The organism is Psychrobacter sp. TB55-MNA-CIBAN-0194, assembly GCF_040309505.1.
Taxonomy (GTDB): Bacteria; Pseudomonadota; Gammaproteobacteria; order Pseudomonadales; family Moraxellaceae; genus Psychrobacter; species Psychrobacter fozii.
In genome coordinates this window covers 1-273 of sequence record NZ_JBEOOW010000257.1, presented here as the reverse complement: position 1 = coordinate 273, position 273 = coordinate 1, and the positions used below count along the sequence as shown (strand labels likewise).

General features: G+C 67.4%; 1 protein-coding gene. It reads left to right on the top strand.

The annotated features are described in order from the left end of the window. Positions 1–273: neutral zinc metallopeptidase (locus AAEY75_RS15060; RefSeq protein WP_352260034.1), on the top strand; the 273-nt coding region annotated here is incomplete at both ends.

The following is a 273-nucleotide window of genomic DNA, read 5'->3' as shown; positions in this document are numbered from 1 at the left end:
ACGTGGTGGATGCCCGTAATGACAGTGGCGGCGGCGGTGGCGGTATGCGCTTCGGCGGCGGCAAGGGCCTGAGCCTCACGGCCATCGTGCTGATCGTCGGCATTGGCTGGCTGACCGGCCAGGACCCGATGCAGATCCTCGGCCAATTGACCGGCCAGATGGAACAGGCGCCGTCGGTCAGCACCCAGCCGCGTCAGGCACCGCCGGCCAACGATGAGCAAGCCGACTTTGTGCGCGCTGTGCTGGGCGATACCGAAGACACCTGGGGCCAAG